Annotated in this window: 20 protein-coding genes; 14 read left to right on the top strand and 6 right to left on the bottom strand. The window is 70.8% G+C overall.

Annotated elements, in window-relative coordinates; all coding sequences use genetic code 11:
- Positions 1-8: 8 nt before the first annotated feature.
- Genes LZ198_RS00605 through LZ198_RS00590 form a run of 4 tightly spaced genes read left to right on the top strand, consistent with a single transcriptional unit; the run spans position 9 to position 8,896 of the window.
- Positions 9-1,223 carry an MdtA/MuxA family multidrug efflux RND transporter periplasmic adaptor subunit gene (locus LZ198_RS00605; RefSeq protein ID WP_253969853.1) on the top strand — a complete coding sequence of 405 codons (1,215 nt, stop codon included), beginning with the start codon at positions 9-11 and terminating at the stop codon, positions 1,221-1,223.
- Positions 1,224-4,325, top strand: coding sequence for a multidrug efflux RND transporter permease subunit (locus LZ198_RS00600; protein ID WP_253969852.1), 3,102 nt, complete (start codon positions 1,224-1,226; stop codon positions 4,323-4,325).
- Positions 4,322-7,423, top strand: coding sequence for a multidrug efflux RND transporter permease subunit (locus tag LZ198_RS00595; RefSeq protein WP_253969851.1), 3,102 nt, complete (start codon positions 4,322-4,324; stop codon positions 7,421-7,423). Before LZ198_RS00600 ends, LZ198_RS00595 begins: the two co-directional genes overlap by 4 nt.
- Positions 7,424-7,441: 18 nt before the next feature.
- Positions 7,442-8,896 carry an efflux transporter outer membrane subunit gene (locus LZ198_RS00590; protein ID WP_253969850.1) on the top strand — a complete coding sequence of 485 codons (1,455 nt, stop codon included), beginning with the start codon at positions 7,442-7,444 and terminating at the stop codon, positions 8,894-8,896.
- 18 nt (positions 8,897-8,914) lie between these two features.
- Here the strand turns inward: LZ198_RS00590 and LZ198_RS00585 are convergent, their stop codons facing one another.
- On the bottom strand, positions 8,915-9,328 hold the full coding sequence (locus tag LZ198_RS00585; protein WP_253969849.1) for a VOC family protein: 414 nt from the start codon (positions 9,326-9,328) through the stop codon (positions 8,915-8,917).
- A 56-nt stretch (positions 9,329-9,384) separates the two neighbouring features.
- Positions 9,385-9,804 (bottom strand): VOC family protein, encoded by a 420-nt coding sequence (locus LZ198_RS00580; protein ID WP_253969848.1) that lies wholly within the window; start codon positions 9,802-9,804, stop codon positions 9,385-9,387.
- A 103-nt stretch (positions 9,805-9,907) separates the two neighbouring features.
- On the opposite strand from LZ198_RS00580, the gene LZ198_RS00575 reads away from it, so the two are divergent.
- Positions 9,908-10,351, top strand: coding sequence for a DoxX family protein (locus LZ198_RS00575; protein ID WP_253969847.1), 444 nt, complete (start codon positions 9,908-9,910; stop codon positions 10,349-10,351).
- 51 nt (positions 10,352-10,402) lie between these two features.
- Positions 10,403-11,131 carry a DUF2652 domain-containing protein gene (locus tag LZ198_RS00570; RefSeq protein ID WP_253969846.1) on the top strand — a complete coding sequence of 243 codons (729 nt, stop codon included), beginning with the start codon at positions 10,403-10,405 and terminating at the stop codon, positions 11,129-11,131.
- A gap of 24 nt (positions 11,132-11,155) precedes the next feature.
- Here LZ198_RS00570 and LZ198_RS00565 read toward each other — a convergent pair whose 3' ends face one another.
- A complete protein-coding gene (locus tag LZ198_RS00565) occupies positions 11,156-12,532 on the bottom strand; it encodes an APC family permease (protein WP_253969845.1) in 1,377 nt (458 codons plus the stop codon).
- Between the two features lie 109 nt (positions 12,533-12,641).
- Positions 12,642-12,869 (bottom strand): hypothetical protein, encoded by a 228-nt coding sequence (locus LZ198_RS00560; RefSeq protein ID WP_253969844.1) that lies wholly within the window; start codon positions 12,867-12,869, stop codon positions 12,642-12,644.
- Positions 12,870-13,095: 226 nt separating this feature from the next.
- Here LZ198_RS00560 and LZ198_RS00555 point away from each other — a divergent pair, with 226 nt between their 5' ends.
- Positions 13,096-13,590 (top strand): tenascin-X, encoded by a 495-nt coding sequence (locus tag LZ198_RS00555; protein WP_253969843.1) that lies wholly within the window; start codon positions 13,096-13,098, stop codon positions 13,588-13,590.
- Positions 13,591-13,657: 67 nt separating this feature from the next.
- Here LZ198_RS00555 and LZ198_RS00550 read toward each other — a convergent pair whose 3' ends face one another.
- Positions 13,658-14,491, bottom strand: a complete 834-nt coding sequence (locus LZ198_RS00550) for a PPK2 family polyphosphate kinase (RefSeq protein ID WP_253969842.1) — start codon at positions 14,489-14,491, stop codon at positions 13,658-13,660.
- A gap of 155 nt (positions 14,492-14,646) precedes the next feature.
- On the opposite strand from LZ198_RS00550, the gene LZ198_RS00545 reads away from it, so the two are divergent.
- The 7 genes from LZ198_RS00545 to LZ198_RS00515 all read left to right on the top strand — a co-directional run bounded on the left by LZ198_RS00545 (position 14,647) and on the right by LZ198_RS00515 (position 23,991).
- A complete protein-coding gene (locus tag LZ198_RS00545) occupies positions 14,647-16,884 on the top strand; it encodes a mucoidy inhibitor MuiA family protein (RefSeq protein ID WP_253969841.1) in 2,238 nt (745 codons plus the stop codon).
- Positions 16,885-16,894: 10 nt separating this feature from the next.
- Complete coding sequence (locus tag LZ198_RS00540; protein WP_253969840.1) at positions 16,895-18,460, top strand: mucoidy inhibitor MuiA family protein; 1,566 nt, start codon at positions 16,895-16,897, stop codon at positions 18,458-18,460.
- A 91-nt stretch (positions 18,461-18,551) separates the two neighbouring features.
- Positions 18,552-19,130 carry a DUF6624 domain-containing protein gene (locus tag LZ198_RS00535; RefSeq protein ID WP_253969839.1) on the top strand — a complete coding sequence of 193 codons (579 nt, stop codon included), beginning with the start codon at positions 18,552-18,554 and terminating at the stop codon, positions 19,128-19,130.
- 23 nt (positions 19,131-19,153) lie between these two features.
- Complete coding sequence (locus LZ198_RS00530) at positions 19,154-20,320, top strand: hypothetical protein (protein WP_253969838.1); 1,167 nt, start codon at positions 19,154-19,156, stop codon at positions 20,318-20,320.
- Between the two features lie 3 nt (positions 20,321-20,323).
- On the top strand, positions 20,324-21,640 hold the full coding sequence (locus tag LZ198_RS00525; RefSeq protein ID WP_253969837.1) for a JmjC domain-containing protein: 1,317 nt from the start codon (positions 20,324-20,326) through the stop codon (positions 21,638-21,640).
- A 75-nt stretch (positions 21,641-21,715) separates the two neighbouring features.
- On the top strand, positions 21,716-21,871 hold the full coding sequence (locus LZ198_RS00520) for a hypothetical protein (RefSeq protein WP_253969836.1): 156 nt from the start codon (positions 21,716-21,718) through the stop codon (positions 21,869-21,871).
- A 104-nt stretch (positions 21,872-21,975) separates the two neighbouring features.
- On the top strand, positions 21,976-23,991 hold the full coding sequence (locus LZ198_RS00515; RefSeq protein ID WP_253969835.1) for a DUF4135 domain-containing protein: 2,016 nt from the start codon (positions 21,976-21,978) through the stop codon (positions 23,989-23,991).
- Between the two features lie 1,465 nt (positions 23,992-25,456).
- Here LZ198_RS00515 and LZ198_RS00510 read toward each other — a convergent pair.
- A complete protein-coding gene (locus LZ198_RS00510; RefSeq protein WP_253969834.1) occupies positions 25,457-26,908 on the bottom strand; it encodes a hypothetical protein in 1,452 nt (483 codons plus the stop codon).
- Positions 26,909-26,926: the final 18 nt, after the last annotated feature.

The following is a 26,926-nucleotide window of genomic DNA, read 5'->3' as shown; positions in this document are numbered from 1 at the left end:
GACGCCGGGTGTGGCCCTGGGTGCTGCTCGTCGTGCTCGTCGGCCTGGGCGCGCTCCTCATCACCCGCCGACATGCCCCGGCCAAGGGCGCGAACGCCCCAGGGGGCCCCGGGGCCAACGCCGCCGCGCGCGGCCCCCGGCCGGTGGTCGCCGCGCCCGCCACCACGCGCGACGTCCCCGTCTCCATCGTGGGCCTGGGCGCGGTGGTCCCCACCTACTCCGTCACGGTGCGCACGCGCGTGGATGGTCAGTTGATGCGCGTGGCCTTCCGTGAAGGACAGGACGTGAAGGAGGGCGAGCTGCTCGCGCAGCTCGACCCCAGGCCCTTCCAGGTCCAGCTCGAGCAGGCCGAGGGACAGCTCGCCAGGGACCGCGCCCTGCTGGAGAACGCCCGGCTCGACCTGCGCCGCTACACCGTCCTGGTGGAGCAGGACTCCGTCTCCCGCCAGACGCTCGACACCCAGGCGGCGCTGGTGCGCCAGTACGAGGGCGTGGTGAAGGCGGACCAGGGGACGGTCGACTCCGCGCGGCTCAACCTCGTGTACACGCGCATCACCGCCCCCGTGTCCGGCCGCGTGGGGCTGCGCCTGGTGGACCCCGGCAACATCGTCAGCGCGTCCAGCACCACCGGGCTCGTCATCGTCAACACCCTGCGGCCCATCACGGTCATCTTCTCCGTCCCGGAGGACAACGTGCCTCGCATCATGGAGAAGCTCGGCGCGAAGGTCCCCCTCGAGGTCCAGGCGTACGACCGCGCGCAGAAAAACGTCCTGGCCACCGGCACGCTCCTCACCGCCGACAACCAGATAGACCCCACCACCGGCACCGTGCGGCTGAAGGCCAGCTTCCCCAACCGCGACGAGCGGCTCTTCCCGCAGCAGTTCGTCAACGCCCGGCTCATCATCGACACGCTGCGCGGCGCCACGCTCGTGCCCACCGCGGCCATCCAGCACGGCGTCCAGGGCGCGTACCTCTACGTCGTCCAGCCCGACGACACGGTGCGCTCGCGCGCGGTGACCACGGGCCCCACCGACGGCGACGACACCGTCGTCACCCAGGGGCTCCACCCGGGAGAGGTGGTCGTCGTCGACGGCGCGGACGGCCTCACCTCCGGCGCGAAGATCCGCCGCCAGCCCGCCACCGCGGCCCAGGGCCAGGGCCCCGGCGTGGGGGGCAGCGGAGGCCCCGCGGCGCCCGCGCCGGCGCCGGACGGAGGACCCTGAATGTCCTGGCCCTTCATCCTCAGGCCCATCGCCACGTCGCTGCTCATGGTGGCGCTCCTGCTGGCGGGCGCGCTGTCCTACCGGCTCCTGCCCGTGTCCGCGCTGCCGGACGTGAACTACCCCACCATCCAGGTTCTCACGTTCTATCCCGGCGCGAGCCCGGACGTGATGGCCTCCGGCGTCACCGCGCCGCTGGAGCGCCAGTTCGGCCAGATGCCCGGGCTGGACCAGATGACGTCCTCCAGCTCCGGCGGCGCCTCCGTCATCACCCTCCAGTTCACCCTGTCGATGAGCCTGGACATCGCCGAGCAGCAGGTCCAGGCCGCCATCAACGCCGCCAACAACCTGCTGCCGCAGGACCTGCCCAACCCGCCCATCTACAACAAGGTCAACCCCGCGGACACGCCGGTCATCACCCTGGCGCTGACGTCCCAGACGCTCCCCCTCCCCCAGGTCGAGGACCTGGCGGACACGCGGCTGGCGCAGAAGCTCTCGCAGTTGCCCGGCGTGGGGTTGGTGAGCATCAGCGGCGGCCAGCGCCCCGCCGTGCGTGTCCAGGTCAACCCCACCGCGCTCTCCGGGAACGGCCTCACCCTGGACGACGTCCGCACACTCATCGTCGCGTCCAACGTCAACCAGCCCAAGGGCAGCTTCAACGGCCCCCAGCAGGCGTACACGCTCGACTCGAACGACCAGCTGCTCACCAGCGCGGACTACGCCCCGCTCATCCTCGCGTACCGCAACGGCGCCCCCTTGCGGCTGGGAGACGTGGCGCGCGTCGTCGACGGGGCAGAGGACGTGCGCCAGGCCGCGTGGACCGGACTCGAGCCCGCCGTCATCATCAACGTGCAGCGCCAGCCCGGCGCCAACGTCATCGCCGTCGTGGACGGCGTGCGCCAGCTCCTGCCCCGGCTCCAGGCCACCCTCCCCGCCGCGGTGAAGGTCGCCGTGCTCAGCGACCGCACCACCACCATCCGCGCCTCCGTGGCCGACGTGCAGCGCGACCTGCTGTTCTCCATCGCCCTGGTCGTGCTGGTCATCTTCCTGTTCCTGCGCAACGCGCGCGCCACGCTCATCCCCAGCGCGGCCGTCCCCCTGTCGCTGGTGGGCACCTTCGCCGCGATGCTGCTGCTCGGCTTCTCCCTCAACAACCTGACGCTGATGGCGCTCACCATCGCCACGGGCTTCGTCGTCGACGACGCCATCGTGATGATCGAGAACATCAGCCGCTACATCGAGGCGGGCGAGACGCCCATGGAGGCGGCGCTCAAGGGCTCCAAGCAGATCGGCTTCACCATCCTCTCGCTCACCGTGTCGCTCATCGCGGTGCTCATCCCCCTGCTGTTCATGAGCGACATCGTCGGCCGGCTGTTCCGCGAGTTCGCCATCACCCTGGCCACCACCATCCTCCTGTCCGCCGTCGTCTCCCTGACGCTCACCCCCATGCTGTGCTCGCGCCTGCTGCGGCACCGGGACGAGCAACACCCCAGCCGCTTCGAGCGGGTGATGGGCGACGCCTTCGACCGGCTGGTCCGCGGCTACGACGTCGCGCTGGTGTGGGTGCTGCGGCACCGGGGCTTCACGCTGCTCGTCGCCGCGGCCACCCTGCTGTGCACCGCGCTGCTGTTCCTCTCCATCCCCAAGGGCTTCTTCCCCGTCCAGGACACCGGCATCCTCCAGGGCATCTCCGCCGCGCCGCCGTCGCTCTCCTTCGACGCCATGTCCGAGCGCCAGCGCGCCCTGGCCCGGGTGGTGCTGGAGGACCCCGCGGTGGAGGGCCTGTCGTCGTTCATCGGCGTGGACGGCACCAACCCCACGCTCAACAGCGGGCGGATGCTCATCACGCTCGCGCCCCTCTCGAAGCGCGACGCCTCCGCCACGCAGGTCGTCCAGCGCCTCCAGGCCCGGCTGGCGGAGGTGCCGGGCATCTCCCTGTTCCTCTCCCCCGTCCAGGACCTCACGCTCGACAGCCGGGTGAGCCGCACGCAGTACCAGTACAGCCTGAGCAGCCCGGACGCCGCGGAGCTGGAGCGCTGGACGAACCGGCTGGTCGAACACCTGAGGGAGCGGCCCGAGCTGGCCGACGTCTCCAGCGACCTGCAGAACAACGGGCTGCGGCTCAACGTGGAGATGGACCGGACCACCGCGTCACGGCTGGGCATCACCGCGCAGAACCTCGATGACGCGCTCTACGACGCCTTCGGCCAGCGCCAGGTCTCCACCATCTTCACCCAGCTCAACCAGTACCACGTGGTGCTGGAGGTCACCCCGTCACTCCAGCACGCCACCACCGCGCTGGACGCCCTCTACGTCCACTCCGCCGCGGGAGGCCCGGTGCCCCTGGGGACCTTCACCCGGACGTCGCGGGGGCTGGGGCCCCTCAGCATCAACCGCCAGGGCCAGTTCCCCGTGGCCATCGTCTCGTTCAACCCCGCGCCCGGGGTGTCCCTGTCGGAGGCCGTGAGCGTCGTCGACGCCGCGCGCGACTCGCTCCAGATGCCGCTGTCGGTGCAGACGTCCTTCGAGGGCACCGCCAAGACGTTCCAGGACTCGCTCGCCCACGAGGGCTTCCTCGTGCTGGCCGCGGTGGTGGTCGTCTACATCGTGCTCGGGGTGCTCTACGAATCCTATATCCACCCCCTCACCATCCTCTCCACGCTGCCCTCGGCGGCCATGGGGGCGCTGCTCGGGCTGCGGCTGACGGGGCAGGAGCTGGGGATGATCGCCCTCATCGGCATCATCCTGCTCATCGGCATCGTCATGAAGAACGCCATCATGATGATCGACTTCGCGCTGGAGGCCGAGCGCGTGGAGCACCGCTCGCCGGAGGAGGCCATCCACGAGGCCTGCCTCTTGCGCTTCCGTCCCATCCTGATGACCACCCTCGCGTCGATGCTCGGCGCCGTGCCGCTCGCGCTCGGGGGCGGCATCGGCGCGGAGCTGCGGCAGCCGCTCGGCATCGCCATCATCGGCGGGCTCATGGTCAGCCAGTTGCTGACGCTCTTCACCACGCCCGTCATCTACCTGGGCTTCGACCTGCTGGCGCGCAAGGCCTCCCGGCGCGCGGCCGCCCACCGCGCTCCGGCCCGGGGGCCCGCGTGAACCCGTCCGCGCTCTTCATCCGCCGCCCCGTGGCCACCTCGCTGCTCGCGGTGGGCCTGGCCCTCCTGGGAACACTCTGCTTCAACCTCCTGCCCGTCGCGCCGCTGCCGCAGGTGGAGTTCCCCACCATCAGCGTGTCGGCGCAGCTCCCGGGCGCGAGCCCCCAGACGATGGCCACCTCCGTGGCCACGCCGCTGGAGCGCCAGCTGGGCCGCATCGCGGGCATCACCCAGATGACGTCCGCGAGCAACCTGGGTTCGACCAGCATCACCGTGCAGTTCGACCTGTCGCGCAACATCGACGGCGCGGCGCGCGACGTCCAGGCCGCCATCAACGCCGCCCGGGGCAACCTGCCCACGAACCTGCCCAACAACCCCACCTACCGGAAGGTGAACCCCGCGGACGCCCCCATCATGCTGCTGGCCCTCACGTCGGAGCACCACGACCGCGGCAGCATGTACGACGCCGCGTCCACCATCCTCCAGCAGAAGGTGTCGCAGGTGAAGGGCGTGGGACAGGTCATCGTCGGCGGTGGCGCGCTGCCCGCCGTGCGCGCCCAGGTCAACCCCACCGCGCTCGCCCGCTATGGCCTGGGCCTGGACGTGGTGCGCGACGCCCTCGCCGCCCAGAACGCCAACCGCCCCAAGGGGCAGCTCGAGGAGGGGCCCCGCACGCTCTGGATCTCCGCGAACGACCAGCTCTTGCGCGCCGAACAGTACCGGCCGCTCGTCATCTCCTACGTCGACGGCGCCCCCGTCCAGCTCCAGGACGTGGCCACCGTCGAGGAGGGCGTGGAGGACGTCCACAGCCTGGGCCTGGCCAACGGGAAGGAGGCCATCATCCTGGTCATCTTCAAGGAGCCCGGCGCCAACGTCATCGACACGGTGGACGCGCTCCAGGCCCAGCTGCCCACCTTCCAGGCGCTGCTGTCCCAGGACATCCGGCTGACGGTGATGATGGACCGCACCACCACCATCCGCGCCTCGCTGCGGGACGTGGAGATGACCCTGGTGCTGTCCATCGTCCTGGTCATCCTGGTCGTGCTCGCCTTCCTGGGCAGCCCCCGCGCGGCGCTGATCCCCAGCGTGGCCGTCCCCCTGTCGCTGCTGGGCACCTTCGCGGTGATGAAGCTGTTGGGCTTCAGCCTGGACAACCTGTCGATGATGGCCCTCACCATCTCCACCGGCTTCGTGGTGGACGACGCGGTCGTCGTGCTGGAGGACATCCAGCGCCACATCGAGGAGGGCCTGCCGCCCATGGAGGCGGCGCTGCGCGGCGCGCGGGAGGTGGGCTTCACCGTCATGTCGATGAGCCTCTCGCTCATCGCCGTGTTCATCCCCCTGCTGCTGATGCAGGGGCTGGTGGGGCGGCTGTTCCGCGAGTTCGCCATCACCCTGTCGGTGGCCATCCTCATGTCCCTGGTGGTGTCGCTGACGCTGACGCCGGTGATGTGCTCGCGGCTCCTGCGCCCCCGCCGTCCCCGCACCGGGCGCCGCGCTCGCTTTGACCTCCACCCCTTCGGGAGGATGCGCGAGGGCTACGCGACGAGCCTCGACTGGTCCCTGCGCCACCCCGGCCTGCTGCTCCTGCTCACCTTCGCCGCCATCGCGCTCAGCGCCTGGCTGTTCGTCATCATCCCCAAGGGCTTCTTCCCCCAGCAGGACACGGGCCGGCTGACCGCCAGCATCCAGGCGGAGCAGGACATCTCCTACGACGCGATGCGGGAGAAGTTCGAGACCTACGTGCGCCTCATCGACGACGACCCGGCGGTGCAGGCCGTGGCGGGCTCCGTCGGCGGCCTCAGCGGTTCGACCAACGCCGGCTCGCTCTACGTCACGCTCAAGCCCCTGGCGGAGCGCAAGGTGACGGCGGACGCGGTCATCAACCGCCTGCGCGGGAAGCTGGCGGCCGTCCCGGGCGCCACCCTCTACCTCCAGTCCGCCCAGGACCTGGTGATTGGCGGGCGCCTGGGCAACGCCCAGTACCAGTACACGCTGTCCGCGGACACGCTGCCCACGCTGCTCGAGTGGTCCCCCCGGGTCCTGGAGCGGATGAAGACGCTCCCCGGGGTGGTGGACGTCAACAGCGACCAGCGCGACCACGGCCTGGAGAGCTACGTCACCGTGGACCGCGACACCGCGTCACGCTTCGGCCTCACGCCCGCGGTGGTGGACAGCGCGCTCTACGACGCCTTCGGGCAACGACAGGTGTCCACCCTCTACACCGCGCAGAACCAGTACCACGTGGTCATGGTGGTCCAGGACCAGTTCTGGCAACGGCCGCAGAGCCTGGACGCGCTCTACGTCCAGAGCCCCTCGGGCGCCCAGGTGCCGCTGTCCGCCTTCGCCCGCTTCGCGCCCGCCGCGACGCTCCTGTCGGTGAACCACCAGGGGCAGTTCCCCTCGACGACGCTGTCCTTCAACCTGCTGCCGGGCGCGTCCCTGGGCACGGCGGTGAACGAAATCGACGCGAGCGTGCGGGAGCTGGGGCTCCCGTCGGAGATCCACGGGAGCTTCAGCGGCACGGCCCAGGCCTTCCAGGCGTCACTGGCCTCGGAGCCCCTGCTCGTCGCCGCGGCCCTGTTCGCCGTCTACATCGTGCTGGGCATCCTCTACGAGAGCATCGTCCACCCGCTCACCATCCTCTCCACGCTGCCGTCGGCGGGCGTGGGGGCGCTGCTCGCGCTGCTGGCGGTGGGGCTGGACCTGTCCGTCATCGCCCTCATCGGCATCATCCTGCTCATCGGCATCGTGAAGAAGAACGCCATCATGATGATCGACTTCGCGCTGGTGACGGAGCGCGAGGAGGGGCGCTCGTCCCGGGACTCCATCTTCCACGCGGCCCAGCTCCGCCTGCGCCCCATCCTGATGACCACCGTGGCGGCGCTGCTGGGCGCGCTGCCCCTGGCGCTCGGCACGGGCGTGGGCTCCGAGCTGCGCCGCCCCCTGGGCATCGCCATCGCGGGCGGGCTGTGCACCAGCCAGTTGCTCACGCTCTACACCACGCCGGTCATCTACCTGACGCTCGACCGCTTCGGCCACTGGGTGCGCGAACGGGGCTCCCGCCGCGCGCCCCCGCTGCCCACGCGCGGGCCCTGAGGCGACTGGAGCCCCCCCATGCCTCCCTCCTTCGCTCCTCGTCGATGGCGCCCCCTGCTGCTCCTGGCGGGGCTGGCGGGCTGCGCGGTGGGGCCGGACTACCAGCGTCCGAAGCTGATGGTGCCGGTGCGCTTCAAGGAGGGCGGCGAGGGCTGGAAGCCCGCCCAGCCCGCGGACCGGGAGGAGCGCGGGGCCTGGTGGCGCGTCTTCGCCCTCCCGGAGCTGGACGCGCTGGAGGAGCGGGTCGCCACCGCGAACCAGACGGTGGTGGGGTTCGCGGCCGCCTATCGCCAGTCGCGCGCGCTGGTGGCCCAGGCACGGGCGTCGTGGTTCCCCACGCTCGGCGCGTCCGGCTCCGCCACGCGGGCCCAGGGCGCGGGCCGCAGCAGCAACGCCCCCGGCGGCATCAACGCCGGACAGACCACGGTGGGGAACGTCTTCGACGCGTCGCTCGATGCCAGTTGGGAGCTGGACCTGTGGGGAGGCGTGCGCCGCGAGGTGTCGAGCGCGAAGTACGCCGAGCAAGCCGCCGCCGCGGACTGGGGCAACGCCCTCCTGTCCGCCCAGGCGATGCTCGCGCAGACCTACTTCCAGGTGCGCGCGCTGGACGCCGCCCAGCGGCTGCTCGACGACACCGTCATCGCCTACGAGCGCTTCCTGGCGCTGACCCTCGACCGCTATGCGCAGGGCGTGGCGGCGCGCTCGGACGTGCTCCAGGCGCAGACCCAGCTCGCGCTCGCCCGGGCCTCGGCGCAGGAGAACGAGATTGCCCGCGCGACGTACGAGCACGCCATCGCGGTGCTCGTGGGGGAGCCCGCCTCGGGCTTCGCGCTGCCTCGCGTCCCGCTCACCTCCACGCCTCCCGCCATCCCCGCGCAACTGCCGTCGACGCTGCTCGAGCGCAGGCCGGACGTCGCCGCCGCCGAGCGACGCGCCGCCTCCGCCAACGAGCGCATCGGCATCGCCATCTCCGCGTTCTTCCCCTCGCTGACGTTGTCGGCGTCCGGCGGCTTCACCAGCTCCACCCTCGCGCAGTGGCTCACCGCCCCGCACCTGGTCTGGGCGCTGGGCCCCCAGCTGGTGGCCACCCTCTTCGACGGGGGCCTGCGCAAGGCCCAGACGGACGAGGCTCGCGCGGTGTACGAGCAGGGCGTCGCCGAGTACCGGCAGACCGTGCTCGAGGCCTTCCAGGACGTGGAGGACAACCTGGTGTCCCTGCGCGTGCTCGAGCAGGAGGTGGTGATCCAGCAGGAGGCCGTTTCGCTCGCCCGGCAGACGCTGGACGTCGTCACGAACCAGTACAAGGCGGGCACCACGACCTACCTCCAGGTCGTCACCACGCAGACCACGCTGCTGTCCGCGCAGCAGCAGCTCGTCTCGATCCAGGGCCAGCGCATGGTCTCCGCCGTCGGGCTCATCAAGGCGCTGGGCGGCGGATGGGACGCGAAGGCCCATCCGCCGAAGAAGCCCTGAGACGCCCGTCCAGGCCGGCTACGCGGCGGCGGCCGGGTCCATCCACACGACCTCCCAGTGGTGGCCGTCCAGGTCGTAGAAGCTCCAGCCGTACATGAAGCCGTGGTCCTGGGCGGGCATGGCGTTCGTGCCTCCCGCCGCGAGCGCCTTCTTCACCAGGTCGTCCACCTCCGCGCGGCTCGAACACGAGACGGTGAACAGCCCCTCCGTATGCGTGCGGGTGTCACAGATGGCCCGGCGGGTGAACGTCTTGAAGTAGGGCTCGGTGATGAGCATGACGTAGCCGTCGTCGCTGAGGACCATGCACGCGGCCTGCTCGTTGGTGAACTTCGGGTTGAAGGTGAAGCCGAGCGCGGAGAAGAACGCCATCGACCGCTTCAGGTCCTGGACGCACAGGTTGACGAAGAGCTTGCGGGGGTTGGGCACGGCCATGGTCCGACTCCAGGGTGTGGGTGGGGCCGGGGCCGGCGGACGGACGACCCCGGGACTCAGCGCTTCTTCTCACAGTTGAGCAGCCAGCGGACGCCGTAGGCGTCGTCCAGGATGGCGAACGTCGCGCCCCAGAACGCATCGTGCGGCGCCATGACGGTGGTGCCCCCCTCGGAGAGCGCCTGGAACCTCGCCACCAGGTCCGCCGCGTCGTCGAAGTCCAGGAGGATGTCGACCTGCCGCCCCACGGGGGCGGGCCTGTCGGGGAGCGTGTCGGCGAGCAGGAACGACTGCTCGCCCACGCGCAGGCTCGCGTGCATGACACGGTCCAGGTGCTCGGGAGCCATCTTCATTCCCGGTCCGTCCCAGAACCGCATCAGCGTCTCCACCCGCGCCCCGAGCGCGCGTTCGTAGAAGCGGAGGGCACGCTCCGCCGTGCCGTCGAGGTGGATGTATGGACGTATCTGCTGGATGGCCATGGTCCCTCTCCTTTCCTGGAGGATGCGCATCACCGTCCGCGCTCGTCGGAATGCAGCCAGTTCGTTCAAGCCCACGGGGGCCCCTCCTCCGTAGCTTCGCGGCATGGCCCCGCTCATCGTCCTCGCCGCGCTGTTCGTCGTCCTCTCCGGCCTCGGCCTGCTCGGCGTCCCCCTCCTGGAGGGGTGGCACACGCCGCTGCGGCTGGCGCTCGCGGGAATGTTCCTGCTCACCGCCTGCGCCCACTGGGGCAGGCGCCGGCCGGACCTGGTGCGCATGGTGCCCAAGGCCTTCCCCCGGCCCGGCCTGCTCGTGACGCTCACGGGCGTGCTGGAGCTGCTCGGCGCCCTGGGGTTGCTAGTCCCCTCCCTGGCCCCCTGGGCCGCGCTCGGGCTGACGCTGATGCTGGTGGCGATGTTCCCCGCCAACGTCCACGCGGCGCGCGAGCGGCTGAGCATCGCCGGTGCGCCCGTGCCGTCCCTCGCCCCCCGGACACTCATCCAGGCGGTGTTCCTCGCCGCCACGGTGGCGGTGTTCCTGAGGAGGTGACGCGAGAAGCCGTACGCGCCCGGTGACGCTGGGCTAGGCTTGCCGGCGCACATGGCCATCGAGAAGGCGCTCCTCCTCATCGCGGACATCGGCGGATACACCCGCTTCATGCGACACCACCGCTTCAGCCTGGCGCACGCGCAGGAGACGGTGGCGCTGCTGCTCGAGGCCGTCATCGACGCGGCCGGGACCCTCAAGCTGGCCAAGCTGGAGGGAGACGCGGCCTTCTTCTACGTCGTGGGGGAGGACTTCCCGACCTTCGCCCGGCACGTCGCGGACATCCGCCGTGCCTTCCTGTCGCGCCGGGAGCAGTTGGTGCTCGACCGCATGTGCAACTGCGACGGCTGCATGCAGGCCAACGCGCTGACGCTCAAGTTCGTGGCCCACGCGGGCGAGGTCGCCTTCCAGCGCGTCAAGCACCTCACGGAGCTGGCGGGCGTCGACGTCATCCTCGTCCACCGGATGCTGAAGAACGACGTCCCGCTGACGGAGTACGTGCTCGTCACCGACCCGGTGCTGGCGACGCTCGACCCGGTGCTGCGCGGGCACTGCCAGGGACTGGAGCACGAGTTCGAGGGAATCGGCCGCACCCCGACCCACTACCTCGACCTGGACCACGTCTCCGCCGCCCTCCCCGCCCGCGTCCAGCCCAACCTGCTCCGCCGCCTGTGGCACAAGCTGCTGATGGAGCTGCGCTCGGTGAAGTACGTGCTCGGCATCAAGCAGCCCTGCCAGGACTTCCGCAACGTCGAGGTCGTCGACGCGCCCAAGTCGGCCTGACGTCGCGGCCCTCGCGGGCAGGCGCTAGGAGCCGCCTCCGACGACGTCCGGCCCCACGGTGACGGACTCCGCCCGCGCGCCCCGCCTCCGCCAGAACAGGTACACGGGGACACCCGTCGCCATCAGCACCGCGCCCCGGAGCGCGTTCATCGGATTGGACACCACCGCCCCGACGACGACGTATCCGGCGGCGGCGATGAAGAGCAGCGTCGTGAACGGATGGCCGGGCACGCGGTAGCCCACGCGTGGGACGAGCCCTCGCCGCTCCCGCGCCCGGTAGACGAAGAGCGTCGCCGCGGTGCTCCCGAAGACGAGCCAATCCGCGAAGACGACGGCGTCGAGCAGCTCGCCATACGTGCCGGTGCACGTGAGGAGGATGGCCCAGGCCGCCTGGAACGACAGGGCCGCCGTGGGAGTGTGGAAGCGGGGATGGAGCCGCGCGAGGCGCGGGAAGAACAGCCCGTCCGCCGCCATCGCGTGGTAGACGCGCGGCGAGACGAGGATGACCAGGTTGAGGAACCCGAAGGTGGAGAGCGCCACGCCCGCGGTGATGAAGCTGCGCCCCACCGGCCCCAGCAACTGGCCGAGCGCGTCCGCCGCGGGCGCGCTGCTGGCCGCCAACCCCGCCGGCCCCAGGGTCCGCAGGTAGGTCACGTTCGCCAGCAGGTACACCGTCACCACGCCGATGACGCCCAACAGCAGCGCGCGCGGCAGGTTGCGCTCCGGAGCGACCAGCTCCTCCGCGACGAAGTTCGTCTGCTGCCATCCCCCGTAGCTGAAGAGCACGGGCACCAGCGCCGCCCCCACCGCGAGCACGATGGAGCCCGGCGCGGCCGGAGTGGTCGGGAGACTCCGCGCGGCCAGCGGGTCGGCGAGCAGCAGCCCCGCGCCCACCAGCACCGCGAGCGCCAGGAGCTTGAGCACGGTGAAGACGTTCTGCGTGAGCGCCCCGGGCCGCACGCCGACCCAGTTGATGCCCGTGAGCAACACGATGGCGCCCACCGCGAGGGGGAGCCGGAAGCCCGCGCCGAGCCCCGTCAGCGCGAGGGTGTAGTGGGCGAACGTCACCGCCACCGCCGCGATGGCACCGGTGGCAATCACCCACATCAACCCCCAGGCATTGAGGAACGCGGGCAGCGGACCGAAGGCATCGCGCAGGTAGACGTAGCTGCCGCCCGCCTTCGGGATGCGTTGCCCCAGCTCCCCGTAGACGAAGGCGCCGATGAGCGCCACCCCTCCACCGAGCGCCCAGACACCCAGCGTGAGACCGGGGGTCCCCACCCGCTGCGCGACGATGGCCGGGTTGAGGAAGATGCCCGAGCCGATGATTCCGCCGATGACCAGCATGACGCCCGAGAAGAGGCCGACCCGCCGGACATAACCCTGACGCGACGCATCCATTCGTGCTCCGGCCATCAACTTCGGGAGGACAGGAGGCCACGGCCCCGAGACACCGCCTGCCCCGAGCACCTCCGGGACAGGCGGGGAGCCGGCGCTTCCAACGGGTCGACTACTCCGTCGCGGGCAGACCGCACTTGCCCGGCGCGGGCGTGCTGTACCAGACGCACACGTTCTTCGGACAGTACTGCTGGGACTTGTAGCTGTTGCACCACTGCTCACGGACGTCCTGGGCCTGGACCTCGGCCCCGGGCTGCTCCGTCGTGTCACCCGCCTCGTTCCCTGCACCACAGCCGCTCAGCAGACCCACGAGCCCAGCAAGAACCATCAGGCGCATCATCCACCTCTCCGTTTGGGGGGATGACAGACTATCCGGTGAGCACCCGGAAAGCACTGGCAATTGGAGACAGGTTCGAGACAGGGCGATGAAATCAATCCATCACCATTCATCCGGTTACCTTAGCCATCCAGCCTCGGAAACGAGCCGCTGACGGGTGGATGAGACTGACCTGGAAAGCCGGGTGTGATAGACCTGCATGCTCCCCCTGCTTTTCAAGGAGTCACGCATGAAGACACGTCTTCTGGTCGCGCTGGCTGGCTTGTCGTTGGGCCTCTTCGCCGCGTGCGGCACCGCGGATTCGTCCCCCGAGCCGCTGACGTCGGCCGAGTCGGAGCTCATCTGCCCCTGCGGGCCCCCGGGACCGGGGGGCACCTGCCAGCCCTGCATGTACCTCTGCGGCGACGGCATCTGTGACACCGCCAACGGGGAGAGCGCCGAGTATTGTCCCGAGGACTGCACGCCCGCCGCCTTCTGTGGCGACGGCATCTGCAATGGCGGCGAGTCGTCCGCGACCTGCCCCTGGGACTGCCCCAACAATCCCTCGCCGTGGTGCGGCGACGGCGTGTGCAACGGCTCCGAGACCGACGTGAGCTGCCCGTGGGACTGCCACGCCTCGACGTGCGGCAACCACCTCTGTGAGACCTACGAGGAGGGCTGGTGCACCGTCGACTGCGTCCCCGTGTGCGAGGGCCCGACGTGCCCGCAGGTGCCGCACGGCTGAGACCTCCGGCCGTGGCTCCGCCGCACCCGGTCGTTCCTCCGGGCGCGGCGGTGACCGCGACACGGGCTCAGCGCTGGCTCTCCTTGCGCCAGGCCTTGAGCTCGGCCTTCTTCGCGGCGCCCACCTCGTCCAGGCGCTCCTGCCAGCGACGACGGTGGGGCCGCAGCGCCTCCGCCACGGCGCGCGCGACGACCAGGTTGCGATACCACTTGGCGTCCGCCGGCACGAGGATCCACGGCGCCTCCTTCGTCGAGGTGCGCGCGAAGACGTCCTGGTAGGCCCGGGTGTAGTCATCCCAGTGGTCGCGGTCCTCCCAGTCGCTGGCGCTGAGCTTCCACGCCTTGCGCGGCTCCTCCTCCCGGTCCAACAGGCGCTTCTCCTGCTCGTCGAGGCTGATGTGCAGGAAGAACTTGAGGACGATGGTGCCGTGCTCGACGAGCATCTGCTCGAAGTCGCGGATGTGCTCGTAGCGCGCCTTCCAGAGCGCCTTGGGCGCCAGGTCGTGGACGCGCACGGCGAGCACGTCCTCGTAGTGGGAGCGGTTGAAGATGGAGAACTCGCCCAGGCGCGGCGTGTGTTGGTGGATGCGCCACAGGAAGTCGTGGGACAGCTCCTCGTCCGAGGGCGCGGCGAACGACGCCACGGAGACGCCCCGGGGATTGAGGTTGCCCACCACGTGCTTGATGGTGCCGTCCTTGCCGGCCGTGTCGCGCCCCTGGAGGACGATGAGCACGGAGTTCATGCGCGCCCCCCACAGCAGGTCCTGGAGGTCGAACAGCTCCTGTCCCAACGCGTCGAACTCCGCCTTCGCGTCGGCCTTCTGCTCCTTCTCCGGCGGCTCCGTGGCGATGCGGTCGAGCCGCACCTTCGCGCCCTGCGCCTGACTGGTGATGACGTGCATGTCTTCCCTCCCCGAGGCTCGCCCCGGACCTTAGCGCGCCGCCACCGGTTCACGCGGCGCCACGTGACGCGAAGGGATGGGAGATGAACCATTCATGCCCGCGTCATGATGACTCCGTGAAGATGTGAGCAGACGGCGCTGGCTACCTTGGCGCCATGCTCCTGCTCGGACTCGGACTCGTCGCGACCAGCCTGTTGCAAGCCACCACCGAGGCGCCCATCACCGGGGTCACCGTCTACAGCGACCGTGCCCGGGTGGTGCGCACCGCCAACGTCACCCTCTCCGGCCCCCAGCGGCTGGAGCTGCCTCGACTGCCGGACGGCGTCTCCCCGGACTCCGTCCAGGTCGAGGCCCAGGGCGCCGAGGTGACGTCGGTCGACATCCGCCCCGCCAGCCCCTCGCCCTTCCCCCAGGAAGAAGCCCGGAAGCTGCTCGCCACGCTGGACCGCCTGGACGACGACATCACCCGCGCCGACACCGAGCGCGCCGCGTTCGCCCTCCAGATGACCGCCCTGCGCCGCATCCGCCCCCTGGCGCCCCAGGATGGGGTCCTCGAGGAGTCCTCGGAGCTCCAGCGCATCCTGACCTCGAACCCGGCGAGCTGGGGCACGTCCGTGGCCTTCCTGGTGGACCGGCTCGCGAAGCTCGAGGCCCGTCGCAGCGCGACCGAGGACCGGATGCTGGCGCTGCAGGCCGAGCGGCGCCGCCGCCTCGAGGAGGCCGCGAGCCTGGGCGAGCTGCCGCGCACCCCTGGCACCGAGGTCGCCGTGTCCCTCACCGGCTCCGGTCCCGCGAAGGTGCGGCTGTCCTATCTCGTCGTCCGCGACGTGCGCTGGTATCCGCGCTTCGAGTTGCAACTGAACCCGGCACAGCAGCGCGTCCAGGTCGCGTTCTCCGGCCGCGTCAGCCAGAACACGGGCGAGGACTGGGAGCACGCCCGCATCACCCTGAGCACCGCGCTGCCCTCCACCGCCACCGCGCTGCCCCGGCTGACCACGTGGAAGATCGGCACCGTCGAGCGCTTCATCCCCCAGCCCATCCGCAAGGAGGAGCGCGTCAGCGAGCCGCCTCCGTTGCCGGAGCGCCCGCCCGCGCCCGACCTCGAGCTCGAGCTGCGACGACAACTGCTGAGCCGCGCCGGAAGGCCGGAACCCACCCCTCCACCGGCGGCGCGAACCCCGCCGCGCTCGCCCACCGCGTATGCCCCGCCCACCTCGCCTCCCTCCACGAGGGAGACACAGAACAACGGAGGGCAGCCTTCGGGGCAGTCCCACATCATCGGGACCCTCATCGACGCCCAGAGCCGCCAGCCCATGGCCGACGTGGTCGTCACCGCGACCTCGCCGAGCCTGATGGGCGAGCAGACGGTCGTCTCGGATGCCCAGGGCAACTACCGCCTCCACGCCCTTCCCTCGGGCCGCTACACGCTGCGGTTCGAGAAGGAGCAGTACAAGCCCTATGCCCGCTCGGACATCCTGCTCCGGATGGGACGCACCATCCGCGTGAACGTGGAGCTGCTCACGGAGTCCCTCGGCGAGGTCGTCGAAATCATGGGCGCGCCCCCCACCATCGACGTGGGCAGCACCACGATGGGTGTGAACGTCGACGCCGAGTTCCGACAGCGGATGCCCGGCGGCGGCGGCGGCCCCTCGAGCACGGGCGGCTACTACAGTCCCTCCGCGCCGGAAGTCGTCGTCGACAGCTTCGTCGGACTCACGCCCCCGCCCGGCTGGAAGGCACCGGTGATTGCCTCGGACCTGCCCGCGTCGCTCGCCGGGGGCTATGACCTGGCCTACACCGCGCCTCGCGCGGAGACGGTCCCCAGCGGACAGGGCGAGCGCACCATCCCCCTGCTCGTGGAGTCCTGGCCGGTCGAGGTCCAGCGCAAGGTCTTCCCCGCGCTCGCGTCGGAGGCGTACCTCGTCGCGGAGCTCAAGAGTCCGTCCCGCGGGGTGCTCCCGGGTGGCGAGGCCGCGCTCTTCGTCGGCGCGGACCCCGTGGGCACCGCGAACCTGAAGTTCATCGTCCCCGGCGAGCCCTTCACCCTGCCGCTCGGGGTGGACCCCGCCGTGCGCACCGCCCGCAACGTGCGCGTCGTGCAGTCGAAGGAAGGCTTCATCTCCAAGGACGAGATCAACACCTACGAGGTGACGCTGGAGGTCCCCAATCCCTACACCTTTCCCTTGAAGACCCACGTCGTGGACCAGCGCCCGCTGAGCCAGGACAGCGAGGTGGAGGTGAAGCTGGTTCGCACCGAGCCCGCCGCGAAGGAGGACCCCAAGACAGGCGAGCTGAGCTGGGACGTCGTCGTCCCCCCCTCCGGCAAGACCACGCTCGTCTTCGAATACACCGTGCGCCGCCCCCAGCACTGGCGGCTCTCCCAGTCCCCCTGAGGAACCCGCCATGACCTTTCTTCCATTGACCCTCCTGGCGCTCGCCGCCTCGCCCCAGGTGTCGTCCGTCGTCGTGTATCCGGACCGCGCCCAGGTCACCCGGGTCCAGGACGTGACGTGCGCCCGCGCCACCACCGCCGTCTTCGACCACCTCCCCCAGGCCACCGCGCGCGACAGCTTCCGCGCCCGCGCCACGGGCGCCACGTTGGAGGGCCTGACCGCCGAGACGAGGCAGCGGACCCAGGAGCTGACCGCCGAGCGGACCCGGTGGGAGGAGCGGGAGCTGGTGCTGGACGAAGAGCAGTCCCGCCTGGACGCGGCCGAGGCGCAGGCGAAGGACCTGGAGCGGCTGGCCCAGGGCTACACGAACGTCGCCGTCACCCGCGTCACGAACGAGCTCACCGGCCCGAAGCCCGACACCCGCGCGTGGGACGCCTCCTTCGACGCGGCGATGGACGTGCGGCTGCGCGCCGTGAAGGAGGCGCGCGACGTCGCGGACAAGCAACGAGGTCTCGACCAACGGCGCGAGGAGGTGGCAGCGGAGTTCCAACGCCTGGCGCGACTCGGTGAACAGCGGGAGCTGCGCGTCGAGGTGCGCCTGTCCTGCCCCGAGGGCACGCATGCGCGCGTGGAGCTGACGTACCTGGTGGGCGGGACGTCCTGGACGCCGCTCTACGAGGCCCGCGCCCAGGAAGCTGACGGCAGCGTCGAGCTGACGACCCTGGCCACGGTGCGACAGGAGACGGGCGAGGACTGGACGGGCGCGAAGCTCTTCCTCTCCACGGCGCTGCCGCGGCAGGACGCCACGCCGCCCGAGGTGACGCCGCTGTACCTGTCCGCCACGAAGCGGCCCAAGGAGCGCAAGGTGCTCGTGCGTCGCGACGAGGCACAACAACACGCGGAGGCGGGAGCAGAGGACGACGCCACCGAGGGGCAGGGACTGCGCGTCACCTCCCAGGGGCTGTCCGTCCAATGGGAGGCCCAGGGGACCACGCGGGTGCCGGGTGACGGCAGCGCCGTGCGGGTGCGGCTCGGCCAACACCGGCTCAAGGCGAGCTTCTCGTGGCGGACGGTGCCCAAGCTGCATCCCGTCGTGTTCCGCGTCGCGCGGTTGGCGAACACCACCACGTTCCCGCTGCTTCCGGGCCCGGTGAGCATCTTCCGCGACACGGGCTTCCTCGGGCACCAGGCGCTCTCGCGTGTGGCCCAGGGCGCGCCCTTCGAGCTGACCTTCGGCCTGGAGGAGACCCTGCGCGTCAAGCGCGTCGCCGTCGAGGAGGTCGCGCGCCCCGAGGGGCTCTTCGGCGGGAAGAAGCGCTTCCGCTACGTCTATCGCTTCCAGCTCACCAACCTGCGCAAGGATGCCGAGCAGGTCGAGCTGTCCGAACACATCCCCATCTCGGAGTTGGACGACGTGAAGGTGGAGGTGGAGCCGGAGTCCACCACGGGCTACGCGCTCGACGCCGCGGATGGCATCGCGACCTGGAAGGTGAAGCTGGCGCCCGGCGAGAGCCGCGACGTGAACCTCGCCTTCCACGTCGATGCCCCCTCCAGCTACGAGACCGGCTCGTTGTAGGACCGCCTCGCGGGCGCCATCCGCGCAGGGCGGACCGGTGGCCTCGCGGGCTCGGAGCACGTTAGGGTCGAGCCCTCGAGGTCCCGCGTCCATGCCCCGACGTGACTCCAGAACGAGCGCGGCGCCCCCTCGCCGCGCGCCGGTCCTCACCGCGACGGGGCGGGAGCTTCGCCAGCAGTTGCTGCGCTTCGACCGTCTCGACAGCACGCTGCGGCAGGCCTGGGTCGCGACGCGGTTCAAGGACCGGAAGCTCTCGCGCCAGTTGGCGGAGCTGGACGCGGCGGGCGTCGCGTGGCTGCGGCGGGTGGTGGCCGAACACGGCTGGCCCGGGCGAACCCTGGTCGGCCCGGCCGCCTCGGAGGCCGCGTGCCGCCTCCTCCAGCATTCGCAATGCGCACCCTCGTTCCAGCGACGATGTCTGCGAATGCTCCGCGCGGCCGCGGCCCGAGGGGACGTCCCCCTGCGACAGGTGGCCTACCTCACCGATGTCGTCCTGCTGCGTGCTGGAAAGAAACAGCGCTATGGGACGAAGTTCCGCGAGGTGAAGGGCGTGCTCGTTCCGTATCCCCTTGAAAAGCCAGACACGGTCGACGCGAGGAGGAAACAGATGGAGCTGACCTCCTTGAGCCTCTACGCTCGCAAGCTCAGACAGCGCTTCCCGCCTTCTTGACCGGAGCAGCGATGAGCCGCGGAGTGGACTGGCAGCCTTTCGTGCGTCGCCACTGGGAGCGCGCGCCCACGACCCTGTCCCTCGGCGCACCCCTCCTCCCCACCGACGCGACGTTCCGCGCCCTCATCGAGCTCTGCGCACCCTTCCGCTTCGGCACGCGCTTCCGGACGCTGCCCGATGTCCGCCTCCACGTCGCGGATGGACAGCTCACCGGACCGGGCACGCTGTTGCCCGGACGAGAGGACGCGAGCGTCGAAGACTATCTGCGCCGCGCGGCCAGCGGGCTCGGGGGACAGCCCTTCGAGTTGCTCGTCGAACAACCCTTCCTGCTCGACTTCGCGCGCTGGAACACCCTGCGAGGTTTCCTCCGGGGATTGCTCGAACGGGTCGGGGTCCCTGTCCTCCCCATCGGCTGTGAGCTCCTCGTGGGGCAGGGCCACCGTCCCCCGCCAGGACTGGCGCGCCGCGAGCATCACTCGGTCCTCCTGCTCGTGCTCCACGGAACGCTCCTCGTCTCGCACGCGGACGGTGACGCGCCGCTGACGGCCCACGCGGGACAACTTCTGTATCTCCCCTCGAGGCAGCTCCATCGTGTGGAGTCCCTGGAGGAATGCATGGCGGTCCGCCTGGCGATTCCCCTCCAGGCCAGCCACCCCACCGAGGTCGTCCAGGACGTGCTGCTGTCCCTGCTCGAAGACCGGCTCGCCCATGACGAGGAGGTGCCCTACCTGCCTTTCGCGGACACCGCGCGCGCCCCGCGCATCCCGCTCCTCGAACGGACCGCGGACGCGCTGCGCGCCCTGGCCCGCGAACAGGACCTCCAGCAGGCCCTGCGCATCGTCTGGGCCCGCCGCGTGAGCGCGTGTGGCCTGGACCCCGCGCCCGCACCCGACACACCAGCGCCCCTGACGGACGCGCAGCACGTGCGCGGCCAGCTCCGGGGGAACCTCGTTCGGATGCGGGAACGAACGGGGCCGTGGATCTGGGCCCTGCATGGGCATGTCTTCCCCGGACTCGGAACGTCCCAGGCCCGGAGGCTACTCGAGGCCCTGGACGACGACGAGCCGCCCACCGTCGGTGCCCTGTGCGCCACGGCGAAGCGGGGCCGCGAGCGCGCCGAGCTGAGGACCGTGCTGGGGCGCCTCCACCAGTTGAGAGGGATTCAGGTCGTCCGCCAGGGAGGAGGCTGACCCATGCCCACCATCGAGGTCGCCCACCGCTTCGACTGGGATGTCTTCGTCAGGCGTTACTGGAACCGCAAGCCGGTGCTGTACCGCCAACCCGCCGAAGCCCCGTTCACCTTCGAAGCCATCTTCGAAGCGGCGACGGAGGCGTCCCGACCTCATCTGGAGGATGGGTCCGCGCCCCAGGCCCGGTCGGACGTCACCGTCACCGTGGAGAAGATGAAGCAGCACGTGCTCGCCCCGTGGCTGCCTCGCGCCGAGGATGGCGGCTTCGACGGGTACGACGCCCGGCTCGCGCCCCTGCTCGACGGGCGCCGGTATGCCCTCATCCTCTCCCGTCTGCACGCCTCCGCCTTCGGACTCTGGGACCAGGAGCGCGACTTCTTCTCCGGACTCTGGCGGCGCGTCGGCCTGCCGCTCACGGGAGGCATCACCACGCTCTTCCACGGCAACTACGAGCACAGCCCCGTGGGTGTCCACCTGGACCGCTTCACCACGTTCCTCTTCGCGCTGCGAGGCCGCAAGCGGATGCGCTTCTGGAAGAAGCGGCCCTGGAAGGAGGACGTCTCCACGGTGCTCGACTACGCCCCCTATCTGGCGAGCTCCTTCGCCGCGGAGGTCGAGCCGGGCGACATCCTCTACTGGCCCTCGACCTACTACCACGTGGGCGAGAGCGTCGGCGCCCAGGTCACCACCAGCTTGAACATCGGCATTCCCATCACCGAGCACCGGCCGCTCTATTCCGTCCAGGATGTGATGGGCGCTGGGCCCTCCCGGGCGCGGGCCCCACGACCTCCCCGGAGGCCAGCGCCCATGCTGACGCGTGGCGCGCTCACCCGGGACGGACGCCTCTCCGCGTCGTTGCCCGCCGCCTTCACGGAGGCCCTGTCGGCCCTCCGTGACGCGAGTCACCCCCGCGAGGCCCGGCTCAACATCCAGGCCGCCTGGCTCAAGCGGGCTTCCGCTGGCGGATTCGAGCCCGTACCGCCCCACGCTCCGGCCGGACGACTCGGGGATGAAGCACTCGTCCGTGTGGCGCCGGGGGTCTCCATCCTCTTCGAGCAGCGGGGCCCCCGAGACTGGAGTTGCGCCGCGAACGGCCATGTCTGGCATGGCTCGGGTGGGGGAAAGGCACTCGCCAGGTTCTTCTCCATGCTCAACACCGGCCACGAGGCCCAGGTCGGAACGTTGCTCGAGGCCTTTCGCGCTGAACGCAAGACACGTCGCGACGACACCCACCTTGCCGCAACGCGTGAGGGAATGCGCAGTGTCCTGGAAAAGCTTCAAGCCTGCCGCGCGATTGCCCGAGCGGATGCCAGCGCATGACGACCCGGCATTGACGACAGGGATTGAACAGCCGACGCTATCCAAGCTGTCCCTACACCACGACGGAGGAGTGCCATGGCTGCCGCGAAGAAGACGAAGCCCAAGAACGCCCGGTCGTCGAAGCAGGCCAAGCAGAAGCTGACCCAACTGATGGAGACGATGGAGAAGACCACACTTCCCCAATCCACCAAGGGTCGCGCCACCTGTTCCAGGGCCATCTACTGCGTCTAGGACGGCAGCGGAGCCGGCGGGCGACGCTCCGCTCGCCGCGCTTCGCCGTCTGAACACGGGCGCGGATCGATTCGGTCGATTCGCGCCTGTGTCTTTCACGGCGGATGACTCACTCGACCTCGGGCAAGGCGGACCTGCTGCTGGCGCTGCCCAGGCGACGCCCGTCGCGCGCCACCCCCCTGCCCCCGTATACCCGCGCCCTGCTGAGAGCCGTCCAGCGAGGCCGGGGCGCAGAGCTGTTCCCTCCCGTGGTCGAGCGCGGGCCCGACGGCGTCCTCTTCCCCTCACGACGACTCGCTGGCGCGGATGACGCCTCGCGCCTGCGCGGCGTCCTGGACAGACCGGCGTTCCATCCGTGGGTGGAGTTGGTGGAGTCGCTCGGACACGCATGCGGGGACCTGGCGCGACGCCATCCCGGGCTCCTCGCCAGGAGCGTCCTGCGCGTCACCAACGCCGACCTGTTCGGCGCCCTGCTCCGCGAGGCCTTCTCGGTGTGCGCGGCCTCGCCGCCCAGCGAGCCCCCCGAGGAGCCTCGCCGCCTCTGCGAGGGTTTCCAGGCCTTCTTCACCACCTTCCTGGAGCGTCTGGCGCGAGACGTCCGGGCGGGGCTCTTCCGGAAGCATGGCTATGACGGCCCCGTGGTGGGGCTCTGGAGCAACCCCGACGAGACGCACAACGGTCGACAGGCCGTGTTGCGTGTCCAATTCCGGCGTGGAGGCGCGGTGGCCTACAAGCCGCGCCCCGCCGGGGGAGAGGCGCTCTTCCTCTCGGAGCGTCGCTCGGGGAGTCGGGGCTCGCTGTTCGAGTTGCTCAATGCACTGCCCCCCTCCGCGGGGAAGGTGTGTCTCCCCACGATGCGCATCTTCACGGGGCGGGGCGCGGACCGGCGCGACTACGCCTGGCATGAGTGGATTCCGAGACCCCGGCGATGGGGCGTCTTGAGGTCCGCGGCCGGGAGGCAACTGGAGGGGTGCAGACTCGAGCCGCGCGCGGCGGAGCGCTTCTGGCACGACGCCGGAGCCCTCAGCGCCGCCTGCTTCGCCCTGGGCGTGGCGGACCTCTACGCGGGCAACCTGCTCGTGGGACAGCGCCCCGGAGAGCGACGACCGCTGCTCTACCCCGTGGACCTGGAGCTGTACTTCTCGCCCCTGCGTCGCCTGCCGGAGACGGGCCTCGTCTCCGACGTCCAGGAACACGGCAACCACCATGTGGGGCTCGAGCGGCTGGCGCGATGGTGCGCGGCGGACGGCCCCTCCACGTGCTTCTTCGAGACCCCCTCCGGAGGCCTCCAACTGCGCAGGAGGCGCGAGCCCTGGGGACGCCAGGAAGCGCGCTCCGTCATCGGAGACACGCGCGGCCATATCGGCTTCGGCGCCTACCTGCCCTCGTATCTGAGGGGCATGTTCGACCTGTGGGCGCTCCTGCTGATGGAGCGGCCTCGCGTCACCGCCTTCTTGCGTCGCAACGTCGCGGGCCACCGGGTCCGCGTGCTGGTCAAGGCCACCACGGACTACGTCGAGGCGCTGGATGACCAGTTGCTCTCCAGGAAGCAGGCGTCACGGCGCTCGGGGAGCGCGCGCTTCAGCGCGGAGGAGCAGGAACAACTGCGCAGGCTCGACGTGCCCTACTTCTTCAAGGAGGCCACGGGCGGCCCCTTGCGCTACCTGCGAGGGAGCCCCGGACGGATGACCGCGCGTCGGGCGGGGCCTCAGCGAATCTCGGAGCCCCATCCGCCGCCCTCCCAAGCGGTCCTCGAGGGAGGCCACTTCGACCTCATGAACCTGGGCGCCGCGGTGCGGGACGCCGTGGCCTTCGTCTTCCCGGATGTCGGCGCGGGCACGCGCTCCGACACGCGCCTGGGCGTCCACCTCGACCTGCGGTCTCGCGAGCGCGGACAGGTCACCTTCGACTGGAAGGAGCTGGAGCGGCGGCTGGTCTACGTCTGGAATCGCCGGGAGCTGAGCGTGCGGGCGGAGGCGCTGCCTCGTCGCTCCCGTCAGGGCTCGTCGGTCCGCGCCATGCCTCCTGTCGCGCCGAGGAGCGCTTGCAGTCGGTGCAGCCGCTCCGAGGTCGGCAGGAGCAACACCTCCCAGCGCGTCCGCGAAGGCATCGGCACGTAGCGAAGCAGGAAGTGCGACATCCCCTCGGGGGAGTCCATCTCCTGGAACGACCGGGCCTCGAAGCCGGCGAACGCACCGCGACTCCGGTACGCGGCATCCCTCGCCGCGTATCCGGCGAAGGTGGACCGCAGCTCCGTCAGCGCCTCGGGCGCGACGGGGCCCTTGCGCCGCTCGAAGGCCTTCACCGTGGCGAGCAGGCGCGCTCCCTCTTGTTCGAGGTTGTCGAGCCGGACGAGCGCATCCGCGTTGAAGTTCACCTGGCCAGCCTCGCCACCGACGGAACCCGGCACGGTCCCCACCGAGGCCAACACGCCCACGTGCGCGCGATCCAGCGAGGGGATGACGACGACGTAGCGAGGCTTGATGCCCTTGCCGGGGACGTCGGAGAGCAGCGACGCGGCGACCTCTGGGGTCAGCGCCCACGTCGCGTCGAAGGACGGCACCACGGGCACCTCCGGCTCCACGAGGACCGCGACCCGCTGTCCCGCGGTGGGCAGCGTGCTGCGCCACTCGTCGAAGCGGTTGCCAGCGGCCGCGCTGGGCACGCGCGCCACCGCCGGCTCCGCCGCGAAATCGAAGCGAGGCATGGCGCCCTGGGCGGGGACCTTGCCGAAGTCCGCCACCGGCTCGAGCCGCACCACGAAGGCCGGCAACGCCCGCTCCGTCGCAGTCCCATCCCGCGCCAGGGCGCCGGGCTCGCGGTTCCACCGGAGGGACTGGACCGTCACCCGATACCGCCCGTTGGGAACGGGGAGCCAGCGCGGGTCACTCTCGGGCGGCAGCGGCTCGGGATGCTCACCGTGTGGGAGCTTCTCCGCGCCGTCGAGCAACACCCGGCCGTGCTGGACCTCCAGGCGGAAGGTCCAGGTCGCCAGCTTCCACCGCTTCTCCCTCGCGGTGAGTCCTCCTTGCGTGACACGGACCTTGAAGGGACCGTCGAGCGTGCTCTCGAAACAGACGAGCCTGCCGGCCTCGAGGTCGGGCTGGACGGAGAACGTGAGCCACGGCCAGCGCTGAGGCTCCGTCTGGTGAGGGGCGAGGTCGTCGGGATGGAACAGGGCGATGGCGGCCGAATCACCTTGGAGACTCAGGGTCCGCTCGAACGCGAGGCTCGGGCCGCTCCAGAGCCAGACACCCGAGACCAGGCACAGTCGCACCATCGACAGCCACTGCGAGGCATTCCGCATGGCACTCCCCCCGGAGGGCCACGGCGCGAGTCCGCGGCCACCAGGAGCATAGCCAAACTCCCGCCCCACCCAGACATCGTGTCCCGCACGCCGCGACGCGGCATGACCGCCTGGCACTGACGCCCCTCGCGCGCTCACGAGCAATCCATTCCATGCCCGCTTCCGTGAAGCGCCGCCAGAGGGCGCGGCATCCCGTGGTGGAGGGCCCGAAAAGAAGAGGGCCGCGCCCCCCTTGGAATGGGCGCGGCCCTCGCACGACTGCGAAAGACGATTCGGCGCTACTCGCAGCTCCCCTGCCCCAGGTACGTCAGCAACGAGCCCTCGGAGGAAGGCGTGGTCGCCACGAGGCACTGCCCCTGCCCCACCTCCACCCGCACGTCCCCGGCGGACAGTTGCAGCCCGCCCGTCACCACCTGCATGCCCCCCTTGAAGCCCGTGGCGCTGTTGGCGGGGACGGCGCGCAGGCTCGGTCCGCCCTCACCGCCGCTCAGGCGCAGCCGGTACGAGGCGTCCGCATACGCCGCGGGAATCTCCATCGAGGCGTCGGCCGCGAGCGGCGACAGGAAGAAGCGCGCCACCAGGTCGAACTCCGGCTGCACCTTCACCAACGGCAGGCCGTTCGCGTCGGTCGTCAGCGTCAGGTCGAAGTGCCGACCCGACTGCGAGTTGAGGTCCAGCGTCACGAGCTTGTCGGTGCCGAGCCCCACGTAGCTCTGCCCATTCCCCAGGCCCAGGTGCTTCACCGTGAAGTCCTTCGCGTCCGGGGTGGACTCGACCGAGTACGACAGGCCCGCCAGCGACACCGTCCAGTCCTTGCCACGCAGCGAAGGCGCCAGCCCCGAGTACGGCAGGCGCACCTCCGTGGTGTTCAGGTCCAGCGCGTACCGCACGCGGTCCGCCGCGGCGTCCACCTCCAGCTCCGCCAGCGCCTCCGACCGCGCGGAGGAGAACGCGAAGGTGCTGCCCTCCACGCCCAGCTCCAGCCGCAGCGCCTCGAGGATGGCGCTGGTGAGGATCCAATGCGCCTCCGCCTCCTTCGTCACCCGCAGCTCCAACTGCCCCACCATCACCTTGGGAAGGAGCGCGGCCACCTGCGGGTCGAGCTGCTCCGCGGCGCCCTTCAGCCCGCCCAGGTCCAGCACCAGCGAGACGACCTTCGGCAGGAAGCGCAGGGCCAGCGGGTCCGCCTTCTTCGCGCCGATGAGCAGCTCCAGCTCCAGGGCGTCGCCCCCCAGGCTCGTCGCGCGAACACGCAGCTGGGTGTCGTCCACGAAGCGGACACAGCCCGCGTCCGCGCTGCCCCAGCCATCCGTGCAGACCTGCGCCCCCTCGAGCCGGAAGACGGTGGAGTTGCCCTCCGTCGACTCCACGTTGGCCTCGGTGAAGACGCGCTCGCGCAGGTACTTCGCCAGCCGCTCCGCCTGCGCGTCCGTCTCGTCCTCGCCGAACATGACCGCCAGCGACGAACCGTCGGTCCCCACCGGCAGCGTCGGCAGCGGCACGCCCGCGAAGCCCGCGCCGAACAGCGCCAGCGTGTCGTCCAGCCCCTCCAGCGACGTCGCGCCGCTCGCCTTCCGCAGGCTGCTGCTGACGCCCCGCACCACCTCCGCCGACCGGCCCGCGGCGATGTCCGCGACCTTCTTCGCCTCCGGCGGATCGCCGTCATCACAGCCAGAGGTGACGAATGCGAACGCCGCGACCACCGCGAGCCAGGACCTGGAGTTGTTCATGGGTTGCTCCTTGGGACG

This window comes from Myxococcus dinghuensis (genome assembly GCF_024198235.1).
In the GTDB taxonomy this organism is placed as follows: Bacteria; Myxococcota; Myxococcia; order Myxococcales; family Myxococcaceae; genus Myxococcus; species Myxococcus dinghuensis.
The sequence above is the reverse complement of the archived record's forward strand: the minus strand, read 5'-3'. Positions and strand labels throughout refer to the sequence as shown.